This is a genomic window from Streptomyces polyasparticus, from assembly GCF_014493765.1.
Classification (GTDB): Bacteria; Actinomycetota; Actinomycetes; order Streptomycetales; family Streptomycetaceae; genus Streptomyces; species Streptomyces polyasparticus.
Map to the genome: position 1 here is coordinate 39,288 of NZ_JACTVJ010000012.1, position 18,059 is coordinate 57,346.

The 18,059-nt window shown below is 68.2% G+C and carries 15 protein-coding genes and 1 pseudogene; 11 read left to right on the plus strand and 5 right to left on the minus strand.

Annotated features, from left to right (window positions below):
• Positions 1–87 precede the first annotated feature (87 nt).
• Complete coding sequence (locus H9Y04_RS24720; RefSeq protein WP_187816214.1) at positions 88–867, plus strand: DeoR/GlpR family DNA-binding transcription regulator; 780 nt, start codon at positions 88–90, stop codon at positions 865–867.
• Between the two features lie 85 nt (positions 868–952).
• Here H9Y04_RS24720 and H9Y04_RS24725 read toward each other — a convergent pair whose 3' ends face one another.
• From H9Y04_RS24725 to H9Y04_RS24740, 4 genes are all read right to left on the minus strand, one after another.
• On the minus strand, positions 953–2,131 hold the full coding sequence (locus H9Y04_RS24725) for a Gfo/Idh/MocA family protein (RefSeq protein ID WP_187816215.1): 1,179 nt from the start codon (positions 2,129–2,131) through the stop codon (positions 953–955).
• Between the two features lie 325 nt (positions 2,132–2,456).
• Positions 2,457–3,782: a type 2 periplasmic-binding domain-containing protein gene (locus tag H9Y04_RS24730; protein WP_236071355.1), complete on the minus strand. Its 1,326-nt coding sequence runs from the start codon at positions 3,780–3,782 to the stop codon at positions 2,457–2,459.
• Positions 3,783–3,850: 68 nt separating this feature from the next.
• On the minus strand, positions 3,851–4,792 hold the full coding sequence (locus H9Y04_RS24735; RefSeq protein ID WP_187816216.1) for a carbohydrate ABC transporter permease: 942 nt from the start codon (positions 4,790–4,792) through the stop codon (positions 3,851–3,853).
• On the minus strand, positions 4,789–5,820 hold the full coding sequence (locus H9Y04_RS24740) for an ABC transporter permease (protein ID WP_438818142.1): 1,032 nt from the start codon (positions 5,818–5,820) through the stop codon (positions 4,789–4,791). The genes H9Y04_RS24735 and H9Y04_RS24740 overlap by 4 nt, the downstream gene beginning before the upstream one ends.
• Before the next feature lie 464 nt (positions 5,821–6,284).
• On the opposite strand from H9Y04_RS24740, the pseudogene H9Y04_RS24745 reads away from it, so the two are divergent.
• Positions 6,285–6,603: pseudogene (locus H9Y04_RS24745) on the plus strand (transposase family protein); the annotation flags it as partial.
• A 376-nt stretch (positions 6,604–6,979) separates the two neighbouring features.
• On the plus strand, positions 6,980–7,426 hold the full coding sequence (locus H9Y04_RS24750; RefSeq protein ID WP_187816218.1) for a peptidoglycan-binding domain-containing protein: 447 nt from the start codon (positions 6,980–6,982) through the stop codon (positions 7,424–7,426).
• 768 nt (positions 7,427–8,194) lie between these two features.
• Here H9Y04_RS24750 and H9Y04_RS24755 read toward each other — a convergent pair.
• Positions 8,195–9,106: an MHYT domain-containing protein gene (locus H9Y04_RS24755; RefSeq protein ID WP_187816475.1), complete on the minus strand. Its 912-nt coding sequence runs from the start codon at positions 9,104–9,106 to the stop codon at positions 8,195–8,197.
• A 1,104-nt stretch (positions 9,107–10,210) separates the two neighbouring features.
• On the opposite strand from H9Y04_RS24755, the gene H9Y04_RS24760 reads away from it, so the two are divergent.
• The 8 genes from H9Y04_RS24760 to H9Y04_RS24795 all read left to right on the plus strand — a co-directional run bounded on the left by H9Y04_RS24760 (position 10,211) and on the right by H9Y04_RS24795 (position 18,005).
• A complete protein-coding gene (locus H9Y04_RS24760; RefSeq protein ID WP_187816219.1) occupies positions 10,211–10,861 on the plus strand; it encodes an ester cyclase in 651 nt (216 codons plus the stop codon).
• 295 nt (positions 10,862–11,156) lie between these two features.
• Entirely contained in the window at positions 11,157–12,290 is a 1,134-nt protein-coding gene (locus H9Y04_RS24765; protein WP_187816220.1) for a hypothetical protein, read from the plus strand.
• 223 nt (positions 12,291–12,513) lie between these two features.
• Entirely contained in the window at positions 12,514–12,834 is a 321-nt protein-coding gene (locus H9Y04_RS24770) for a methyltransferase domain-containing protein (RefSeq protein ID WP_187816221.1), read from the plus strand.
• On the plus strand, positions 12,804–13,232 hold the full coding sequence (locus tag H9Y04_RS24775; protein WP_187816222.1) for a hypothetical protein: 429 nt from the start codon (positions 12,804–12,806) through the stop codon (positions 13,230–13,232). The genes H9Y04_RS24770 and H9Y04_RS24775 overlap by 31 nt, the downstream gene beginning before the upstream one ends.
• Before the next feature lie 449 nt (positions 13,233–13,681).
• Positions 13,682–14,728, plus strand: coding sequence for a type III polyketide synthase (locus H9Y04_RS24780; RefSeq protein WP_187816223.1), 1,047 nt, complete (start codon positions 13,682–13,684; stop codon positions 14,726–14,728).
• Between the two features lie 198 nt (positions 14,729–14,926).
• Positions 14,927–15,868: an aldo/keto reductase gene (locus H9Y04_RS24785; protein ID WP_187816224.1), complete on the plus strand. Its 942-nt coding sequence runs from the start codon at positions 14,927–14,929 to the stop codon at positions 15,866–15,868.
• 22 nt (positions 15,869–15,890) lie between these two features.
• Positions 15,891–16,322 carry a nuclear transport factor 2 family protein gene (locus H9Y04_RS24790; protein ID WP_187816225.1) on the plus strand — a complete coding sequence of 144 codons (432 nt, stop codon included), beginning with the start codon at positions 15,891–15,893 and terminating at the stop codon, positions 16,320–16,322.
• Positions 16,323–16,448: 126 nt separating this feature from the next.
• Positions 16,449–18,005, plus strand: a complete 1,557-nt coding sequence (locus H9Y04_RS24795) for an acyl-CoA carboxylase subunit beta (protein ID WP_438818147.1) — start codon at positions 16,449–16,451, stop codon at positions 18,003–18,005.
• Positions 18,006–18,059: the final 54 nt, after the last annotated feature.

The window sequence follows — 18,059 nt, forward strand, 5'->3', positions numbered from 1 at the left end:
TCAAACATAATCAAGCATCGAGCTGTGCGTTAAGGTCGTCCCGGACGGTGCGTGTCACGCATCGACGGACCGACAGGGAGGCTGTGGATGTCACGCGAGGCGCGCTGGCAGGCACTCCTGGAACTACTCGTGGAGCGCGGCCGCCTGGACGTCGAGGGCGCGGCGAAGGAGCTCGACGTATCCGCCGCGACCATCCGGCGCGACTTCGATCAGCTCGCCGAGCAGCAGATGCTGGTGCGCACCCGCGGTGGCGCCCTCGTCCACGGGGTGTCGTACGAGCTGCCGCTGCGCTACAAGACGGCGCGGAAGGTCTCGGAGAAGGAGCGCATCGCCAAGGCGGTGGCGGGTCTGATCACGCCGGGCGAGGTCGTCGGCCTGACCGGCGGCACCACCACGACCGAGGTGGCGCGCGCCCTGACCCTGCGGCCCGACCTCGCGGACGGCGCACCCGCGTTGACCGTCGTCACCAACGCGCTCAACATCGCGAGCGAGCTGGCCGTCCGGCCCCAGTTCAAGATCGTGGTGACCGGCGGTGTGGCCCGCCCCCAGTCCTACGAGCTGGTCGGCCCACTCGCCGACGGCGTCCTCGACCAGATCGCGCTCGACGTCGCGGTGGTCGGCGTGGGCGCCTTCCACGTGAAGCACGGCGCCAGCGCCCACGACGAGGGCGAGGCCGGTATCAACCGGCTGCTGTGCGAGCACGCCGCGCGCGTCGTGGTGGCCGCCGACTCCACCAAGCTGGGCGAGCGCGCCTTCGCCCGCATCTGCACGACCCAGCAGGTGGACGTCCTGGTGACCGATACGGGCCTGTCGCCGGAGTCCGCCGCACAGTTCACCGAAGCGGGCGTGGAAGTCCTCACGGTCTGACGGCCGGCGCGAGGCACGCCCGGACCGACGGCTGCCGCGTGACGGAGGGCCCGGGAGCGGTCGCGCTCCCGGGCCGCGCCGGCCCTCAAGCCGTCGTCTGACCAGTGTCGAAGTACCTGACGAGGTCGGCGTCCAGGGGCGGGACGTCGTACGGCGTGCCGCCGTCGCGCAGCGAACGGGTCGCGAGTTCGCCCGCGGCCACGCTCATCCGGGCCGCGACCGGTGACGTGTCGGTGACCCCGCCCTCGCGGACGAACCGGCAGAACTCGTCGATGATCCGGCCGTCCGCGCCCCCGTGCGAGCCGTCGGCCGCCGGGACGCGGTGCACCACGTCGGCGTCCGCGCGGTAGCCGCTCGGCCCCGTGTTCCAGACGCGGATCTCGTCGCCGGGTCGGTCGCCGAAGTTCTCCAGACGGCCCTCGGTCCCGATGACCGTGTAGTTACGGAAGTAGTCGGGACTGAAATGGCACTGCTGGTAGGCGGCGATGACCCCGTTGTCGAGGCGCATGTTCATCACCGAGACGTCCTCGACGTCGACCACGTGGTGCAGGTCCTTGCGCGCCGTCGGCGGCCAGTCGAACTCCTTCAGCCAGCCGTCCGGCCGCGGGGTGTCCGGGGCACGGCGGGGCAGGTCGCCGTAGACCATCAGGTCGCCGAGTGCGTTGACCCGGCTGGTGTAGCCGCCCGCGAGCCAGTGCACCACGTCGATGTCGTGGGCGGCCTTCTGGAGCAGCAGTCCGGTGGTGCGACGGCGGTCGGCGTGCCAGTCCTTGAAGTAGTAGTCGCCGCCGTACGACACGAAGTGCCGTACCCAGACCGTCTTCGGCTCCCCGATGTCGCCGCGCGCGATGAGGTCGCGCATGGTGCGCACGACACCCATGTGCCGCATGTTGTGGCCGACGTAGAGCCGGGTGCCGGTTTTGTACGCGGTGCGCAGGATCTCGTCGCACTGCTCGGTGGTGATGCCGAGCGGCTTCTCCACGAAGGCCGCCTTGCCGGCGCTCAACGCGTCGCAGGCGATGGCCTCATGGGTGTCGTCGGGGGTGGCCACGATGACGGCGTCGAGGGCCGGGTCCTCGAGGAGGCGGCGGTAGTCGCCGACGGCTGCGGCGCCTTCGTACCGCTCCGGGACTCCCGCGCGTACGGCCGGATCGGTGTCCGCGACCGCGGCCACCACGGAGCCGCGGCCCGGCCGGTGGGCGGCGTCGGCGATGCTGGCCCGCAGGCCGAGACCTATGACGCCGATGCGGAGATCGTCGGTCATCACTTCGAGCCCTTCGCGATGGCGTCCTCGAACTCGCCGCGGATGGCGTCACCGCCGTCACGCAGCCACTTCTTCAGCGATTCCTTGTACGTGGACAGCGGCTTGCGCCCGGCGACGATGTCCTTGATGTCGTCCTCGAGCTCCGAGCGCAGGGACTGCCACTTCGCGGCGTACGTGTCGGAGTAGAAACCGATGGTCGGGTCGGCCTGGGCGATCTTCAGGAGTTCGGTCTGCGTCTCGTGGATGGAGCGCGTGACCTCCGGCCTGCCCGGGGTGTAGAGGGTCTCCGGGGTGTTGCCGAGGAACTGCAGCGGGTCGAAGGTGGTCAGCGCCTCGCCCTCGCCCTTGGGTGTGAGCGCGACGTCGCCGTCCTTGGTCCGGGTGTGGTGAGTGCCTTCGATGCCGTTGCCGAGGAACAGCCGCTCCTCGCTGCCGAAGGGGGCGTTGAGAGGTAGTCCATGACGGCGAGCAGCGTCTTGATGCGGCTCTTGTCGGCCTTCTTGCTGATGCCGACGAACCCGACGGAGCCGATGCCGAGGTTGTACTTCGGGCTCGCGCCGCTCTCGGCGGCGAAGGGCACGATGACCTCCATCGGCCAGTCGTACATCTTGGTGTCGCTGAGCAGGCCCGGGAAGGACTGGACGTGCGCGCCGAGGTATCCGCCGCCCATCTTCTCGAGCGTGGTGCGCAGGTTCGGGTCGGGCCAGAACAGCTGCGCCTGCCGGCACTTGAGGGCGAACTCGATCGCCGCGAGGTACTCCTCGGTCTCGTAGCGGGCGGTCAGCTTGCCGTCCTTCAGGGACCACCAGTTGGGGGCGCCGTACCACTGGCTGAACATGTGCACGTGGTTCACGTAGGCCGGTTCGAGCACGTACTTCCTGCGCTTGATGTCGAGCAGGTCCTTGCCCTTGGCCAGGAAGTCCTCCGCGTCGTCGAAGCGCACACCGCCGACGGGCTTCCAGAAGTCCGAGTTGGCCACATAGACCTGGCCGAAGCGGCCGTACGGCACGGCAGTGCCCCAGATCTTGCCGTTGATGACGGCGGTCTTCCAGGCGAAGTCGGGGATGTTGGCGAGGTTCGGGAACGCCTTGACCGCATCGCCGGAGAGGTACGACGTGAGGTCGTGGAAGCGGGCCTCCAGGAGCTGCGGCACGTTCTTCAGACCCTGGTTCGGCGGGAACCACACGAGGTCCGGCAGATCGTCGCTCGCGGTGAGGGCGTTGAGCTTGGTGCGGTAGACGTCCTCGTCACCGAGGCCGTTGACGACGGTCATCCGGAACTCGGAGCCCAGCTGCTTGTTGAGCTCCTGCCAGTACGCGTTGCGGCCCATGGCCGGCGGCGCGGTCGTGAACGTCTCGGTGAGCGCGGTGATCGGCTTGCCGTCGCCGGGGGTCTTCGCGACGGACTTCACCAGCCTCTTCGGATAGCGCAGATACGCCGGGTCGAGGCCGTCGGCGTTGCCCGCGAGATCCGGTGCGGCCACGTTCGCCGCGATGTACGTGGGCAGCTTGACCTTGGCCGACTTGGCGGCGCCGCCCTTGCCTGACGCGGAGCCGGAGCCGCAGGCCGTGAGCAGGGAGCCGCCGGCGACCGTGAGGCCCGCGAGGCCGGCGGCGCCGAGGAAGCCGCGGCGGTTGAGGGAGGAGGACATGGGTGGGGAACTCCTTGTGAGGTGCGGGGAGATCTTGGGGTGCGGCGAGAAGGCCTCGGTAAGGGAGCTCAGCCCTTGACCGCGCCGGTGAGGACGCCCTTGGTGAAGTGCCGCTGCAGGAAGGGGTAGACGGCGACGATCGGCACGATGGCGAGCAGCAGCACGGCCATCTGCGTGGCGCTGGACGGCGGCAGGCTGGAGACGCCCATGGCCGACTCGTTGATGGTGTCGCCCTGCAACACGTAGGAGCGCAGCACCATTTGGAGCGGGAGCTTCGCGCCGTCGTTGATGTAGAGCATCGCGTTGAAGAAGTTGTTCCAGTACGACACCGCGTAGAACATGCCGACCACCGCGAGCACGGCCTTGGACAGGGGCAGCACGATGCGGCACAAGACAGTGATCTCGCCGGCGCCGTCCAGGCGGGCCGCCTCGTGGAGTTCGTCGGGGATGCCCTGGAAGAAGGCGCGGACGACCACGATGTTGAAGGCGTTGAGCATGATCGGAACGATCAGCGAGGCATAGCTGTCGATCATGCCGAGCTGGTCCACCACCAGGTAGACGGGGATGATGCCGGGCGTGAACAGGAACGTGCCGAGGACGAGGAAGAGGATCGGCTTGCCGGCCACCGTCCCGGGCCGGGACAGGCCGTAGGCGAGCGCGATCGTGCACAGCAGGCTCAGCGCGGTGCCGACCAGCGTGACGCCGATGCTGACGAGGGCGGCCCGGGTGACCACTCCCCCGGACAGGACCGCTTCGTACGCCTGGAGCGTCGGCTCCGTCGGGAACATGACGTAGCCGCCGTTGGCCGCGATCTCCTCCTTGCCCGCAAGGCTGGTGCCGAGCGCGATGAGGAAGGGGTAGCCGACGGCCACCACGATCGCGCCGAGCACAAGGACCTTGAGGCCCTGGCCGTACCAGGTGGGGCGCTCCATCCAGGGCGGGCGAGCGTCGGTGCGCGCGGTGAACCGGGCGGTGCGGCGCTTGAACAGGCTGATGGCGGGCGTGGTCATCGGTAGACCCCCTGCTCTCCGAGGCGGTGGGCCACCTTGTTGGCGACGACGATGAGCACGAAGCCGATGACGCCCTTCATCAAGCCGGCCGCCGTGGACATGCCCCAGTCGCCGTCGACGACGCCGTGGTAGTAGACGTACGTATCGAGGACCTCGGCAGCGTCCGGGCCGACCGCCTCGCGCTGCAGCAGGATCTGCTCGAAGCCGACCGAGAGGATCTCGCCGAGCCGCAGGATGAGCATCAGGACGATCGTGGGGCGGATGCCCGGCAGCGTGACGTGCCACATCCGGCGGGCCCAGCCGGCCCCGTCCATCGCGGCCGATTCGTACAGGCCGTTGTCGATGGAGGCCATCGCCGCGAGGAAGATGATCGCGCCGTATCCGGCGTCCTTCCAGATCATCTGCGAGGTGAGCAGGAACGTGAAGGTGTCCGGGTTGGTCATCAGATTGCCGGCCCCGATGCCGTGCTCGGCGAGGTAGCCGCTGATGGTGCCCGCGCCGCCGAAGACCTGCTGAAACATGGCGACGACCACGACCCAGGACAGAAAGTGCGGCAGGTACACGATGGTCTGCATGAACCGCCGGGTGCGGTTGCTGATCAGGGAGTTGAGCAGCAGCGCGAGCGCGATCGGCGCCGGGAAGAACAGCAGCAGCTGTACGGCGGTGATCTCCAGCGTGTTCCAGACGGAGGACCAGAACTCGGGCTGCTCCAGGAGGGCCGTGAAGTTCGTCCAGCCGACGAACGGGCTCTCCTTGAACCCGAGATACGGCTGGTAGTCCTGGAAGGCGATCGTGTTGCCGGCCAGCGGCAGATAGAAGAAGACGGCGAAGTACAGCACGCCGGGGATGCACAGAAGCAGCAGGGCGCGGTCCCGCTTCAGCCGCGCACGCAGCGGCTTGCGGACGGTCGGCGCCCGCTTCCCGCCGCGGGCGGGTGGCGCCGGCTCGCGCGCCGAGTGCCCCGTCGGGGGCGGAACTTGAGGGGTTGACGTGTCCGAGCGGGTCGAAGTCAACGCAGCTTTCGGCACATTCACCTCCTGCGTCGAGTGGGAGTGTGGCGGGGCATGGGGCGACGCATCGGGGCATGACCGGCTGGCGCCAGTGCATGCATGGATGCCTGCCCTACGCAGGGACCAGGGCCACTGCGAAGCCGGGGCTCCGGACCGCGTGACCATGGGAATCTTGCAGGTTGGAAGCACTCGATGACAAGAGATGCTCGAAGGATCTTTATTTCTTACAGTTTCACGCACGATCTGCGCAGGCACCGGTTGACGTCCAGCTCGCACACCGGGTTCCCGTAAGCAAACCGGGCCACGGCATCCGCGGCTCCAGCGCGCTACACGAGGCTCTGGCCTGGACATCTCCGGCGTGTGGCTGGTGTTGACGGCTGAACGTGTGTGGGTGGAGACGTTTACAGGGCTGCGGGTTTGAGCATTTCGGCCGGCTGTTGCGGGCGGTGCGCGATCGCGGCTGGAACGGCACGCTGCAGGGGCGGCCGGTGCCGGGCACCATTACGGACGCCCACGCCTGGCGGTCCTCCAGCCTCGCCGTGCACTGCGAGGGCGTGACGGTGCTGGGCGACGGCGCCTACCTCAACTGCGGCACGGTCACCTGCACCGCAAACCGCCCCCGACGCGAGCTGCTGCCCGGAGAGGAAGCCGAAAACGCAGGCCACTGCACGGTGCGAGCCCGGGTGGAGCAGGTGATCGGCAGGACGCAGAACCACAAGATTCTCCGCGCCTGCCGACAGCACGTCGACGGCCCTCCACCACGCCGTCGCCCACATGCACAACGTTGCCCTCGCATCATGACCAGAGATCCTCGGGCTGCTTGCACAGTCCGTGCGGCCCGCCCGAGAGCATCTCGGTCGGGATGCCGAGCCGCTCGACGGGCTCGGTGTGCAGAAGTGGTCACACGTCAACTCCTTGAGCCGCTGCGGCGGATGGTCGCCAAACGCGGCAATGACTCCTTCGATGTCGAGCAGGTCGAAGGGCGGGTCCGTGCAGTCGTACGCGAGACCGATCCTTACGAGGGACAGCTGAGCTCGCACCGCGGCTGGCAAGTGATCAGGGCCTGTGGCCTGCACCTTCCAGGTTTCTGCAAGGTCTCCACGAGGTTCGTGCGCCAGGCTCATCTGCCATGTGGCCCCGCAAGGGGCCGCCTGTGCCACATTCTTCTGGGGGACGCATGATGAAGCTCCGCGCGCTGCGCACCAAGGTGGGGATCTCCGCCGCAGCCGTCGCACTGTCCGGCGCCGGCCTTGGACTGGCCACCGCGACGCCCGCCTCCGCCGCCTATGCGGGCTACTGCAACGGGTGGGCGAGCAAGGCCATGTCCGGCGCCACCCACCTCGTCGCCAAGCTTCCGGCCTACAACGGCAACATCAACTGCCAGATGTACAGGGGCGCGAGCAACAACGGCGTCAAGGCCCTGCAGATCGCACTCAACGAGTGCTACAGCCGGAGCCTGACCGAAGACGGAATCTTCGGCGACAAGACCAAGACCGCGCTCATCTACGCGCAGGGCCAAGAGGACATCGGCACGGACGGCGGCTACGGCTACGACACCCGCACCAACATCGGGTGGTACTTCAAGAACACCACGGGAAGCGGCGGTATCTGCGCCTATCTCTGACACGTTCCACAAGGCCCCCGGAGCCACCATTCGCTCCGGGGCTCCACCCATTTTCCCTTCAAAGGATCCGCATCCAACTCCGCCTCACCTGGCTGTGCCTGGTGAGTGGCCCTGTCTCCGACGAGCAGCGAGCCCTCCTGACCAGTCCGAGTTCCGATCGACACAGCGACTGGTTGCAGCGGGTGCCGTGGATCGAGCCGATCAACCTCAGGGGCTCATCCACGACATGCTCACGTCTGATCGTTAGACGTCAGTGAAAATGCGGCTACGAGTGCGGATTTAGGCAGCGTGGCGCAGACAAGATCGGCAAGCGCGCGTGCCGACAAAGAGGTGCAGATTTGGGGCGGCGGCACCTTACCGACGAAGGGCTGGTTCGAGCCATGCGAGCGGGATCAGGGCCGCTGGTGACCGGCTCATCAAATCATGGCCATCATCCTTCCAACCCCTGCGAAGACGCATCCTCCTGGTGCACTGATCAGCTCGCCTGGTCGTCGCGGAGCTCGCCGAAGAGCTGGGTGGGGACGACGGGTATCGGCGAACAGGCCGTCGGGGCAGTGCAGGAAACGGAGCGTCACCGGACCACGCGACAAGGAAATAGAAGGTCCGGCTCTCAGAGCAAAGAAAGGTGTGGCGCAGATCAGCAAAGCCGCTCCGCACCACACCTCGTATCGGAATTCTCGATCTTCAGACGCAAGTGCAACGCGTATCAGTCGTGAAAACCACTGCCGCCCGCGGGCACACTGCGGGGCTCGTAGAGCGGGTCAGCCACTACGGCCGCCGATGCGTCGCTTCCTCAGGCTTCGGCACACTCGCGAATCCGTCGAACCGGGCTGCGGCGCCGCGCTGCGGACCGTCGCCGAAAGGCCCCGACCCTGCACGCCGGTCGGAGTCCGTAAGTGAGGGGACGTCAACCGTCAGGCGCTGGGGCTCGGCGGCCCGATGCCCCTCACCCATGATCATCATGGGATCGAACATCACGATGGCGCCGGCGACCACCAGGAAGGCCAGTGGACCGATAAGCATCGGGACGAGCATGCTGAAGGCGGATGTCCCCGTGCCGCCGACCCCCTCACCATGGAGATGAACATTGACGGCGGCCATGCCGGTGTAATGCATGCCCGTCACAGCGACCCCCATGACGAGGCTGGCTCCGAGACTCCACAGCAGACCCTTGACTTGGACCGCGGCCCACAGTGCGGCGGTCGCCGCGACGACCGCGATCACGAGGGAGAGTGCGACAGTGCCGACGTCGTAGCCGAGCGACGCACCCTGCAGGGTCATCGCGGACATTCCCATGTAGTGCATGCCCGCGACACCGAGCCCTGTGATGGTCCCGCCGATCAACAGGGCGGGCACGGTCGCGCCCCGGTATCCGACGATGAACACCCCGACACTCACCACCACGATCGCGATGGCGAGGCTGCCGAAAGTCAGCGGCCAGTCGTACGCGACCCGCGCCTCCCTCACGGTGAAGCCGATCATCGCGATGAAGTGCATCGTCCAGATTCCGCAGCCAATCGTTCCGGCGCCGAGTACGAGCCAGCCGGGCCGCCAGGTGCGAGCGTCGAAGAGGGAGCGGGTGGTGCAGCGCAGGCCGAGAGCGCTGCCGAAACAGGCCATGACGTACCCGACGACGGGTGTCACCCACCCATAACTGAATCCGTCGATGGTCCCGTTCATGAGGTGCTGCAACCTTCCGCGCCACAGTTCAGACACGCGGCCTGCACCCATGTGACCAACTGTGAGAGTTCTGTAAAGGCCGAATGGCCGCGGCTAGTATGCCAGGCCCGCATCTACCGACCGGTAACAGAACGGTCAAGCTTGGCCATGCCGGGATGTTGACGTGTTCCGACTGCAGGGCGCAGCGACCTGCTTCCTACCGATGGCTCCTCCTCCGATCAGCAACATGCGTACAGGCCGCGAAGCCGGTCAGTCGGCTCCGATTCGGGGGGCGGTTCCGGCGATAGCTCTCGGGCTGGTGCCCCCTGCGCCCTGGCCTCCCGTAGAGCCGACTTCGGGCATGCCGGCGACGAAGCCGATGCCGATGCCGATGCCGATCAGCCCCTGTTCGGCGATCTCGGAAACGTATTAGCCGATGGCTCCGGTGTGCGCGGGGCGGCGTACGCCGACGGCCGTAACGCCCATGGGCTCTTGCCCGGTGTACCGATCCCTCTGCGGCGGCAAGCAACGCGACCGGGCCGGGTGCGCCGTCGACCTCCAGGACCGCGGCGGCCGAAGTGCTGGACTCGATGTCGATCCAGGGATTCGCGTTGGCCACGCCTTTGGCCAGCAGGCCCACATAGGCGGGGGTACGGGCGGTGCCGCGCTGGGCGGCCCAGACGAAGGCGTCAGCGGTGGTGGCCACGCGCTCAGAGCCGAGGCCACCCTTCCCGCTTCGGCCGATGCCGGGGTGGGCACGGTGGCTGGGGCGGCCGCAGGGGGCGCGCTGATCGCACGACCTGCGGCCTCTTGTCGCTGCGGGTGAGGCGGTCGCGGGCGAGAGCCAGAACGAACGCTGCCGGAAAGGCGGGGCCCGTTTCCGTGTGCCGTGCCGGGTGGGGGCATCGAGGTCTTCGGTAGTGGACTGGTCACGTCCCAAGGCAGGTGCAGCCGTCGGGTGGTGGCCGGGGCCCTGTTCCCGTCCGGCACGATCTTCACTGCCGCACACCACGCCCCGCGATGTGAAGGTTATCGATCTGAAGTGTTCAGGAGTTGTGCACTTGTGGTCAAAGATTGCCTGCGCCAGTATCTGCCCAACTACCGCTGCTGCGAAGGGTGTTGGCAATGACACAGGCAGAGACTCCGGCTCCACTGTGGCTGCAGGGCCGTGACGCGGTCGTCGCCGCGGCCGACCCCGAGCACTGGCGCGACCACGCGCCCGACTACCACCAGTCGCACACCGTGATGCCGCAGCAGCGCACCACCCGGCACGAGTCCGGCTCGCTGGATGCGATCGTGGAGAGCATCGTGCAGGTCTTCGAGATGGAGGTCTCGCACAAGAAGGACCCGGCCACGTGGGTGTCGATGGTCACCGAGAAGTTCCGCACCCGCGTCAACGGCGGTGCCTGGGCCGGCGCGGACGACATCGTCGAGCAGGGCAGTTACAACATTCTCATCGGCGACAGCGTCTTCTACGGCGCGGAATCCTTCGAGTCCTCCCACGAGGTGTTCCACACCGCGTTCCCGGAGGGCTTTTTCTGGGAGGTCCTCGAGGTCGTCTCGCCGCCGCCGGTCATCACCTTCAAGTGGCGGCACTGGGGCACCTTCACCGGTGAGTACAAGGGCTTCTCCCCCACCGGCAAGAAGATCGAAATGTATGGGGTGAGTATCGCCACCGTCAGCGACGACCTCCGTCTGCTGGAAGTCGAGCACTACTACGACCCGAACGCCTTCCTCGGCTCGATGACCGGCGGCTGCCCCATCACACAGCACTGAACCACCCACACCCACACGCCCGCCCCGACGCCGGGGCAAGGCCGCCCCCGCCCGCGGCGAGATGGCCTTGCCCAGCACCCTCCGGCCTGCGCCGCCCGGCAGCTCGCTCGGAGTTCCCGCCCGGTGCGCGAGTTCCGGCGCATCGGCGTGCCACGCCACGGGCCCAGCGCGAGACAGTCGGCTGGGCGCGCGGTCCATCGCGTCCGCAAGGGCTGTTGCCGCTTGTGGCGGGTGCGGGCAGCGGCCGGGAGTGCGAAGGTGCCCTGGATTACGATCAGCGCCAGGGGGTGGTCGCATGATCGAGGGAAGACGTTCGCTGGCCCGGCTCGGTGCATGGTTCGGGCGGGCGTCCCGGCAGGCGGAGGGTGAACTCGCCACGGTGGAGGCGCAGATCACTGCGCTGGGGATCGCCCTCGACGAGCACGATTTCTCGCCTGCACAGCCGGGGGCGACCGACGCAATGTGCGCGGACCTGGAGCGCGCCCTCGACGCGTACGACGCGGCCAAGCGTGCCTTCGTCGGGGACCGGGACCGCGCGGATGCCCTCGACGTACTGCGGGCGCTCGACGACGGACACCACGCGTTGGCCTGCCTGGATGCCCGGCTGGCCGGGCGTCCGCTGCCCCACAGGCTTCCGCTGTGCTTCTTCGACCCCCGGCACGGGCGGGCCGTGCGCCGGCTGCCCTGGGCCCCGGCCGACGGGGCGCCCCGCAACGTGTCCGTGTGTGCGGCGTGCGGAGTGCGGCTGGAGGAGAGGCGCGGCACGGTGGGCGGGATGCTGCCCGCCCCGCGCGGCGCGGTGGGCGAGGGCCCGCGCCGGCGTCCGGTGAGCACAGCGCCCGCGTCGACCGGATCTGAACCCGGGTACGGCGTCGCGCAGGAGCGGGTGTACGGCCGAGGGCCCGGGGCGGGGCAGGTGCGGCTGCCCGCCGTCGGACAGCCCGCCGTGCTGGTGGTGCACAGCGACGGCGCGGAGCAGGTGACGGTCGTCCTGCGGCTGCGGGGCAACCAGCGCAAGGGCTACACACTCGGCGACGGGTTCGAACCGGTTCGGGCTCGGGTGCCGCTGCAGCGCTTGGGCAACCGGCAGACCGTGCGGTTCACGGTGGAGTTCCGGGGATCGGACCACACCGAATGGGAAGCATGGGCCGAACTGCCCGACGCCATACCGGAGTTCACCGAGCGGATCCACGGCCGCGGCGGCGACCTCGTGCGGTACACGGGACCGGGTGCGCCCGCCGTGCTGCACCATCGCGGTCGCGGCGAGGTACGTCTGCTGGCCCTCGACGACGACCTCGCCGAGTGGACGGAGGCCGGTCGCGGCAAGGGCGACGCACAACTGTCGGTGCATCTGCCCGGGCCCGGCGTCTACCAGGTACAGGCCCGCGGCACCTGGGTCATCGAAGCCCGAGTCGCAGACGGAACATGAACCGCCTCGCACGGGAAAGGCCTCTGCCTGGCGATCGCCTTCCGTGAAGCAGCCACTCTCGAGAGGCAGGGGCACGACAGGCGGTTACGAGCGCACCTCGTAGACCCGGCGTGCCTCCAGGGCCGCCTGCGCACGCCTGGTGCAGACGGCCGGCAGGAAGAAGGCTGAGGTCACACGCCAAAGGTCACCTCTTGGCCTGCTCACGAGCACGGGGGTTGCACAGATGTCGACTGACACGCCCTACTACGGCTCCAGTTGGGAGACGTACTGGAGCATCACGGAAGCTCAGGGACAGGTTTCGCTCTGGGATGCGGATCCGCGGCTGGCCAGCGCCTTGGACCTGCCGCGGTTCGCCGATCATCTCGATCCCGACAAGGTCCTGATCGACCTCGGGTGCGGCAATGGAACCCAGACCCGCTACCTTGCCCGACACATCAAGCACGTGATCGGCGCGGACGCTTCCCGGCAGCGGTCAAAGCGGCTGCCGCAGCCGACCCCGACACCACGTATCTGGTGCTCGACCTGTTCGATACCGCAGCGGTGAACGCCCTGCACGCGCGGTACGGCGACGTCAATCTGTACATGCGCACGGTGCTGCACCAGATCGAGCCCGAGCACCGGCAAGCCTTCGCCGCATCCTTGCGCACGCTCCTGGGTACCACCGGAGTCCTGGCCTTCGTGGAGCTGGCCATATCCGCCGAGCAGTACCTGCACGACCTGGTCGAGCGGTACGGGGCCCCGTCCGGCCTGACCCGCATCCTGAGCACCGGCATCCGCCCCGGCAGTGTCGACCGGGACCAAGCCCTCGCCCTGCTCGGCGCCGACCGCTTCACGGTCCTGGCCGAAGGCGATGCCCTCGTCCACACCACGTTCACCCTTCCCGACGGCGAACGCGCCCAAGTCCCCGCGTACTTCATGGCTCTGCGGCACAACCCGGCGTGACCGGCGGGCCGTTGCGCCGAGCGCGCCGTCTCGGGCGCGCGCTCGATGGCTGATGGCGGGATACGCGTGCCGGGTACCCCGCGGGCAAGCCCTCCGGGCCGGGAGGGGCCCACGCCGCTGACGGTCATGTGCGAGGCCTGGTCGAAACCGTTGTGGTTCGACCAGGCCTCGCTGCACCTGGAGTGGGGGAACGGCTCGCGGCATCCGCAGGGCGAGGCGGAGGCTTCGCAGGGCGAGGCGGAGGCTTCGCAGGGCGGCGCACGATCAAGGTCAGAGGCCCGTATTCCTTGAGTGGCGAACGCGCCGCAGATCCCTGAGGCTGGTGAAGTGCCTCCGAGGGGCAGGGGCGCGATGGAGCGTCGCGCCCTGCAGGCCCTCGGCCGGCCGATCCCGCCTGAGCTGGACACGACGACCGTCGCTGGTGCGGAGAGACCCCCGGAAGGAATCGCATGCCTGTTTTGTGCTGCCCTGCCGTAAGCGTCCCCGAGCACATCATCACGCTCGACGAAACGCTCGACTTGGCCCAACGCATCCGTGCCGATCACGATGAACTCCCCCTCGCGCTGAAACTCATCACGAACACCGGAGTGCAGACCCGGCATCTGGTGCAGCCCATCGAGGTCACCCTGCACCATCCCGGCCTCGAGGAACGCAACCGGGTGTACGAGCGGGAGGCCAAGGCACGCATACCGGCCGTCGTCGCCCAGGCCCTGGCGGAGGCGGATCTGCCTGCCGACCAGGTCGACGCCTTGATCTTCGTGTCCTGCACCGGGTTCACGATGCCGTCCATGACCGCCTGGATGATCAACAATCTGGGGTTCCGGTCCGATACCCGGCAGCTGCCCATCGCGCAGCTCGGCTGCGCGGCCGGCGGGGCAGCCATCAACCGGGCGCACGACTTCTGCATCGCCCACCCGGGCGCCAATGCCCTCATCGTGGCCTGCGAGTTCTGCTCGCTGTGCTACCAGCCCGACGACATCACCGTCGGCAATCTGCTCTGCAACGGCCTGTTCGGAGACGCGGTGGCCGCGGCGGTGGTCCGCTCGGAAAGCGACCGCGGAGTACGTCTGGAGCGCAACGGTTCACGGCTCGTGCCGAACACCGAGGACTGGATCGCGTACGCCGTGAAAGCCACCGGATTCCACTTCCTGCTCGACCGGCGCGTGCCGGGCACCATGGAGCAACTGGCGCCTTCCCTAAGGGAAGTGGCCGCCGAGGAGGGCTGGAACGCGGAGGCCCTCGACTTCTACGTCATCCACGCCGGAGGTCCGCGCATCCTGGACGATCTGTCGCGCTTCCCGAACGTCGCGCCCGACATGTTCGCCTGCAGCCGGGCCACTCTCACTCAGCACGGCAACATCGCGTCCGCCGTGGTGCTGGATGCCTTGCGGCGCCTCTACCGCACCGACACGGTGCCCGTCGGAGCCCGCGGTCTCATCGCCGGCTTCGGCCCAGGAATCACCGCCGAAATCACGCTCGGCACCTGGCTGGGATGAGCCTTCGGCTGTTCAGGCGCTCCCCGCGGCTACGTCAAGATCCCGCGATCCGGACTGCTGCCGCTTGCCGTCCTTGAGCCTGCGCTCGCACACGCCGTCGGCCCCCGAGCGCGCCCCTCCCTCTCGCGCTGCGACCTCCCGTACGCCTGCGCTTTCGCCTGCCGTCATCCGCCACACCCCCACCGAAAGGAAATCAGCATGCCCACCAACACCCCGTACAACCCGCAGCAGTTGACCATTGGCGGCAACATGGTGGTCGACCGGCTCGGCTACGGTGCCATGCATCTGACCGGCCATGGCATGTGGGGTCCGCCCGACGACCCCGACCAGGCGGTCGCCGTACTGCGCCGCGCGGTGGAGCTCGGCGTGACCTTCATCGACACCGCCGACTCGTACGGGCCCGGCGACAACGAGCGAATCATCCGCAAAGCCCTGCACCCCTACCCCGAGGGCCTGATCATCTCGACCAAAGGCGGACTCCTGCGCTCGGGTCGCGACGACTGGCTCGAGGACAAGGGGGCGCCGTACATCGTCCCGTGCGGTCGGCCCGAATACCTGCGCCAGCAGGTCGAGTTGAGCCTCAGCAACCTGGGCGTGGAACGGATCGACCTGTACCAGTTGCACAGCATCGACCCCACCGTTCCGATCGCCGACCAGTTCGGTGAGCTGGTACGGCTGCAGCAGGAAGGCAAGATCCGCCACATCGGCCTGTCCGGGCAGCCGGGTGTCACGCTCGACGATCTCGCGCACGCGAACGCCCACGCCGAGATCACCGCAGTCGAGAACATGTACAACATCGTCGACCGCGCCGGCGAGGATGTCGTCCGCCATGCGGAGCAGCACAACGTCGCCTTCATCCCCTGGTTCCCGCTCGGCCACGGCGGGCTCGTCGGGCCCGACAGTCCGCTGCGGCCGATCGCCCAGCAGTACGGGGCGACACCCGCACAGCTGGCCCTCGCCTGGCTGCTGCACCATTCGCCGGCCACGCTGCTGATCCCCGGCACCACGTCGATCGAGCACCTCGAAGGCAACATGAAGGCTGCCGAACTGCACTTCACCACAACGGACATGGAGGCCATCACGGCCGCCGTCGACGCGGCCCAGGTCCCCGTGTGGCGTCCGGAACCGGCAGCCGCCTGACCTCGGCGAAAGGAAGACACCCATGAACAGCACACCCATCGCGGGGAACGGCACCGGAATGCATCCGAACGCCCTCCTGCTGCGCGAGCTGTACGCGGATCTCGCACGGATCGGGGAGTTCGTGCACGAGGACGTCGTCCTGCATCCGGCGATCCGGGATGTCGATCCCACCTCCCGTGACCAGGTGGGCCGCGCGGCTGTCGTCGAATGGGAGCGCGAACTCCTCGCGGCCACCGGCGGCACGCTGGTCATGAACGTCCAGGACATCACGGCCAACGATCACTTCGGCACGGTGCTCGGCCGGCTGGAAGGGCGCTTCGGCGACACTCCGTTCGCCCAGGCCTTCTGCGGCGTGTGGCGGTTCGAGGACGGCAAGGCCACCGAGCACTGGGAGAACATCTACACCCCCAACCTGCTCGCCTCCCTCACACAGGTCGCTCCGAGCAACGCCTGAGCCGCTTGTCCATCGGTCGCGGCGGCCCCATCCGGCAGGCCGCCGCGACCCGGCGTCCCGAGAGGATCCGCGATGTCAGAACTCGCCGAGCATTCAGCAGCCGCTTCCGCCCTTCCCGAGGGGCTCATGGACCGGTCCCTCGAGGTGCGGTGCACCGCGCTGCGGGGGCTGAAGGACTCCGTGCGCGAAGCAGGCGGAGAGGCGGCAGCCGAACGTCAGCACCGTCGGGGCAAACTCACCGTCCATGAGCGTCTCGAACTCCTCTTGGACAAAGGGTCGTTCAGAGAGATGCAAGGTATGCGCCGGCATCAGGCCACGGGCTTCGGCCTGGAAAAGCACCGGCCGCACTCGGACGGCGTCGTCACCGGCTGGGGCACCATCCACGGCCGTACGGTCTACGTCTACGCCCACGACTTCCGCATCATGGGCGGCTCGCTCGGCGCCACCCACGCGGCCAAGATCCATCGCGTCATGGATCTCGCCGAGGCGGCGGGTGCACCACTGATCAGCCTCAACGACGGGGCGGGCGCCCGAATTCAGGAGGGCGTGTCCGCACTCAACGGCTACGGCGGGATCTTCCTGCGCAACGTCCGCAGTTCCGGGGTCATCCCGCAGATCAGCGTCGTCCTGGGCCCGTGCGCCGGCGGCGCCGCCTATTCGCCCGCGCTCACCGACGCCGTCTTCATGGTGCGCGGCGTCGGCCAGATGTTCCTGACCGGCCCCGCCGTCGTCAAAGCGGTCACCGGCGAGGACGTGACCATGGAGGACCTGGGCGGCGCCGACCTGCACGGATCCGTGTCCGGTCTTGCCCAGTTCGTGTACGACGACGAGGAGAGCTGCCTGGACGAGGTGCGCCGGCTCATCTCCTTCATTCCGCACAACAACCAGTCGCCCGCGCCCGAATACTTCTGCCAGGACCCCGTGGACCGGCGCAACGACGTGCTCACCGACCTGGTTCCCACCGACGGCAACCGCAGCTACGACATGCTCCAGGTGATCGAGGAGATCGTCGACGACGCCAACTTCATGCAGGTGCACGAGACATGGGCCCGCAACATCCTGTGCGGTCTGGCCCAGATCGGCGGCCAGACCGTGGGGATCGTGGCCAACCAGCCCGCACACCTTGCCGGTGTCCTGGACATCCACGCCTCCGAGAAGGCCGCGCGCTTCGTGCGGCTGTGCGACGCCTTCCACGTCCCCCTGATCACCCTGGTGGATGTCCCGGGCTTCCTGCCCGGCACCGACCAGGAGTCCGGCGGCATCATCCGGCACGGCGCGAAACTCCTCCACGCCTACTGTGCCGCCACGGTGCCCCGTATCCAGATCATCATCCGCAAGGCGTACGGCGGCGCGTACATCGTCATGGACTCACCTGCTATCGGGAGCGACCTCTCCCTGGCCTGGCCCACCAACGAAGTGGCCGTGATGGGCCCGGAAGCCGCGGCGGAGATCGTCTTCCGGAGCGCGATCGAAGCGGCCGACGACACCGCGGCGGCCCACGCCCACTACGCACAGGAGTACCGCGACCGCCTGATGCACCCGCTGCACACGGCAGAACTCGGCTACGTCGACGACGTCATCGACCCCCGCGACACGCGCCGGATCCTGGCCGAATCCCTGACCACCCTGCGCAGCAAGCGCGCCCAGGTCAGCAACCGCAAGCACAGCATCAGTCCGCTGTGACCATCGCGACGAATCCCTGCGCCCCCACGGACGCAGGTGACTCCGAAGGACCCC